Source organism: Serratia sp. 506_PEND, assembly GCF_001076875.1.
GTDB lineage: Bacteria > Pseudomonadota > Gammaproteobacteria > Enterobacterales > Enterobacteriaceae > Serratia > Serratia marcescens.
The window spans coordinates 1-3,395 of record NZ_JVEL01000590.1 but is presented as its reverse complement, the minus strand read 5'-3'; the positions used below and the strand labels follow the sequence as shown (position 1 = coordinate 3,395).

3 protein-coding genes are annotated in these 3,395 nt (G+C 56.9%); 2 read left to right on the top strand and 1 reads right to left on the bottom strand.

The window, feature by feature from the left end; translation table 11 throughout:
* Positions 1-2 precede the first annotated feature (2 nt).
* Positions 3-401 (top strand): DUF2502 domain-containing protein, encoded by a 399-nt coding sequence (locus ADK28_RS26635; RefSeq protein ID WP_048797137.1) that lies wholly within the window; start codon positions 3-5, stop codon positions 399-401.
* A gap of 41 nt (positions 402-442) precedes the next feature.
* On the opposite strand, the gene ADK28_RS26630 is transcribed toward ADK28_RS26635, so the two are convergent.
* The gene (locus ADK28_RS26630) at positions 443-1,678 is read right to left on the bottom strand and encodes an Nramp family divalent metal transporter (protein ID WP_004936371.1); all 1,236 of its coding nucleotides are present in this window, start codon (positions 1,676-1,678) and stop codon (positions 443-445) included.
* A 377-nt stretch (positions 1,679-2,055) separates the two neighbouring features.
* On the opposite strand from ADK28_RS26630, the gene ADK28_RS26625 reads away from it, so the two are divergent.
* On the top strand, positions 2,056-3,243 hold the full coding sequence (locus ADK28_RS26625) for a NupC/NupG family nucleoside CNT transporter (RefSeq protein WP_004936373.1): 1,188 nt from the start codon (positions 2,056-2,058) through the stop codon (positions 3,241-3,243).
* Positions 3,244-3,395: the final 152 nt, after the last annotated feature.

The window sequence follows — 3,395 nt, the reverse complement described above, 5'->3', positions numbered from 1 at the left end:
CTCTGCTCTTGGCCGCCATTTTGGCGGCGACGGTACTGCCCGCCGCACAGCAGGCGCATGCCGAAGGGATCAGCATCGATCTGATGCCGGGCGTTTCATTGCGCATCGGCGATCAGGATAACCGCGGCCGCTATTGGGATGGTTACGATTGGCGGGATCGCGACTGGTGGCAAGGCCATCAGGGGCGTTATCTCGGCGACCGCAGCCGTCGCGGTTACTACTGGGACGGCTATCGCTGGCGCGATGGCGACTACTGGCGTAAACACTATTACTACCATGAAGGACGCTATCGTAAATACGACAAACACTACGATAAGCACCACTGGAAGAAAGAGAAAAAGCACCACCACGATCATGACCGCGATCGCTGGCGCCGCCACGGCGATGACGACCGCGATTAACGACGACGGGCCGGCGCAACGCCGGCCCGCACTGTTTTTGCTTACAGCACGCTGCCGATCAGCAGGTAGCCGTTCAATCCCACCACCACCAGCACGATCAGCTTGCCCAGGTTTTGCACCAGCGGGCCGTTGACCATTTCCCCCATCAGCGCCCGATTGCCGGTGAAAGCCAGCAGCGGCACCAACGCCAGCGCAATGCCGAAGCTGAGCAGCACCTGGCTCAGCACCAGAATGCGCGTCGCATCCATCCCCAACATGATGACGATAAACGACGGCAGCATGGTCACCGCGCGCCGCAGCCACAGCGGAATATGGAAACGCACGAACCCCTGCATCACCACCTGCCCCGCCAACGTGCCGACCACGGTAGAAGAGAGGCCGGCCGCCACCAGGCTCAGGCCGAACACGGTGGCGGCGGCGTGCCCGAGCAGCGGTTGCAGCGTCAGGTAAGCCACGTCGAGATCGGCGATGCCGCTGTGGCCGCTGAAATGAAACGCGGCGGCGGCGGTGGCCATCATCGCCAGATTGACGAAACCGGCGATGGTCATGGCCACGGCGACGTCGACTTTGGTGGCGGCATAGCGTTCCGCCTTGTCGTGCTCGCCGCCGATTTGGGTGAGCGACGAATGCAGATAGATCACGTGCGGCATGATGGTGGCGCCCAATACCCCGGCAGCCAGGAATACCGCATCGCCGTTAGGCAGATCGGGCAACGCCATGCCTTTCAGCAGCGGCGCAAGCTGCGGCTGGGAAAACGCCAGCTCGACGATGTAGGCGGCGGCGACGAACAACAACAGGCCGCCGATCACCAGCTCCAGCGGCTTTTGTCCGCGCTTTTGCAGCATCAGAATTAAAAAGGTGGCGATCCCGGTCAGCACTGCGCCCTGCAACAGAGAGACGCCGAGCAGCAGCTTGAAGCCGATCGCCGCGCCGATAAACTCGGCCAGGTCGGTCGCCATGGCGATGATCTCCGCCTGCACCCAATAGGCCCACACCGCCGGCCGCGGAAAGCGATCGCGAATGTGCTCAGCCAGGTTTTTTCCGGTAGCGATGCCCAGCTTGGCGGACAACAGCTGGATCAGCATCGCCATCACATTGGCCCAAACCACCACCCACAGCAGGCTGTAGCCGAATGAGGCGCCGGCCTGGATGTTGGTGGCGAAGTTGCCGGGATCGATATAGCCGATAGCGGCGATGAAGGCGGGCCCCATGAGCGAGAGTTTGATTTTTCTGGCGGAGCGACCGGAGGTGGTTTCAACCACGCGACTGTTCAGCATATGTTGAACCCTTACTGAAATTACGTTTATCTCCACTCTATATAAATGATAATAATTATCAAGCGCATTTGGAGCGGTAAAACTTATCTCTGTAATAGCCAACATTAACGGTTTTATCGAAGGGTTCAGCACGAAGCTTGCCGATTTCCGTGCTTTTGGGATGGGATTTTGGCTGCAATACCCCTGAAAGACAGGTTAGCACAAGAATACGAATTTCCTATTACTGCTTTAACATCTTGATTTTTTATGCTTTTGCGCAACACTTTAGGAGAACTCCCACTATGATTTTCCATATTTGCAATAGAAGTCTCGTTTTTAAACGTAGCGTTACATAAAATGACAGCCGAAATTCAGCCTGCCTCAAATTTGGAGCAAACATGTCCCATATTGCGCACTTTGCGTTGGCGATAGTGGTGGTGGCGATCCTGGCCCTGTTGGTGTGCCGCGATCGTAAAAGCATCCGCATTCGCTATGTTATTCAACTACTGGTTATCGAAGTACTGCTGGCCTACTTTTTCCTGCATTCGGAAGCGGGTTTGGGCTTCGTAAAAGGATTCGCCGCGCTGTTTGACAAACTGCTCGGGTTTGCGGGACAAGGGACTGATTTCGTGTTCGGCGGCATGGGCGACAAAGGCCTGGCGTTCTTCTTCCTGAAGGTGCTGTGCCCAATCGTCTTCATTTCGGCGCTGATCGGTATTCTGCAGTACATCAAGGTGCTGCCGTTCATCATCCGCATTATCGGCACCGTGCTGTCGAAAGTGAACGGCATGGGCAAGCTGGAGTCGTTTAACGCCGTCAGCTCGCTGATCCTGGGGCAATCCGAAAACTTCATCGCCTACAAGGATATCCTGGGCAAGATGTCGGAAAAGCGCATGTACACCATGGCGGCGACCGCGATGTCTACGGTTTCCATGTCCATCGTCGGCGCCTACATGACCATGCTGGACGCCAAGTTCGTGGTGGCGGCGCTGGTATTGAACATGTTCAGCACCTTTATCGTGCTGTCGCTGGTCAACCCGTACGACACCAATAAAGAAGAAGAGCTGCACCTCGGCAACCTGCACGAAGGCCAGAGCTTCTTTGAAATGCTGGGTGAATACATCCTGGCGGGCTTCAAAGTAGCGATTATCGTCGCCGCGATGCTGATTGGCTTCATCGCCCTGATCGCCGCGCTCAACGGTGTGTTCAGCGCCATTTTCGGCCTGAGCTTCCAGGAAATCCTCGGCTACTTCTTCTATCCATTCGCCTGGATCATGGGCATCCCTAAACACGAAGCCCTGCAGGTTGGCAGCATCATGGCGACCAAACTGGTTTCCAACGAATTCGTGGCCATGATGGAACTGCAGAAAGTCTCTGCCGAGCTGTCGCCGCGCAGCCTGGGGATCCTGTCGGTGTTCCTGGTGTCCTTCGCCAACTTCTCTTCCATCGGCATCGTGGCCGGTGCGATCAAGGGCCTGAACGAACACCAGGGCAATGTGGTGTCACGCTTTGGCCTGAAGCTGGTGTACGGCTCTACGCTGGTCAGCATCCTGTCCGCTTCCATCGCGGGTCTGGTGCTGGGCTAAGCCTCGAACCGGCCAGGATAACAAGGCGCCTGCGGGCGCCTTTTTTATTGGCTGGCCTTCGGCGAAGGTGGAATAATGCAAAGCAAAAAGCCGACCCTAAGGTCGGCTTTTTAAATGGTGGTGGAGCTAGACGGGATCGAACCGTCGACCTC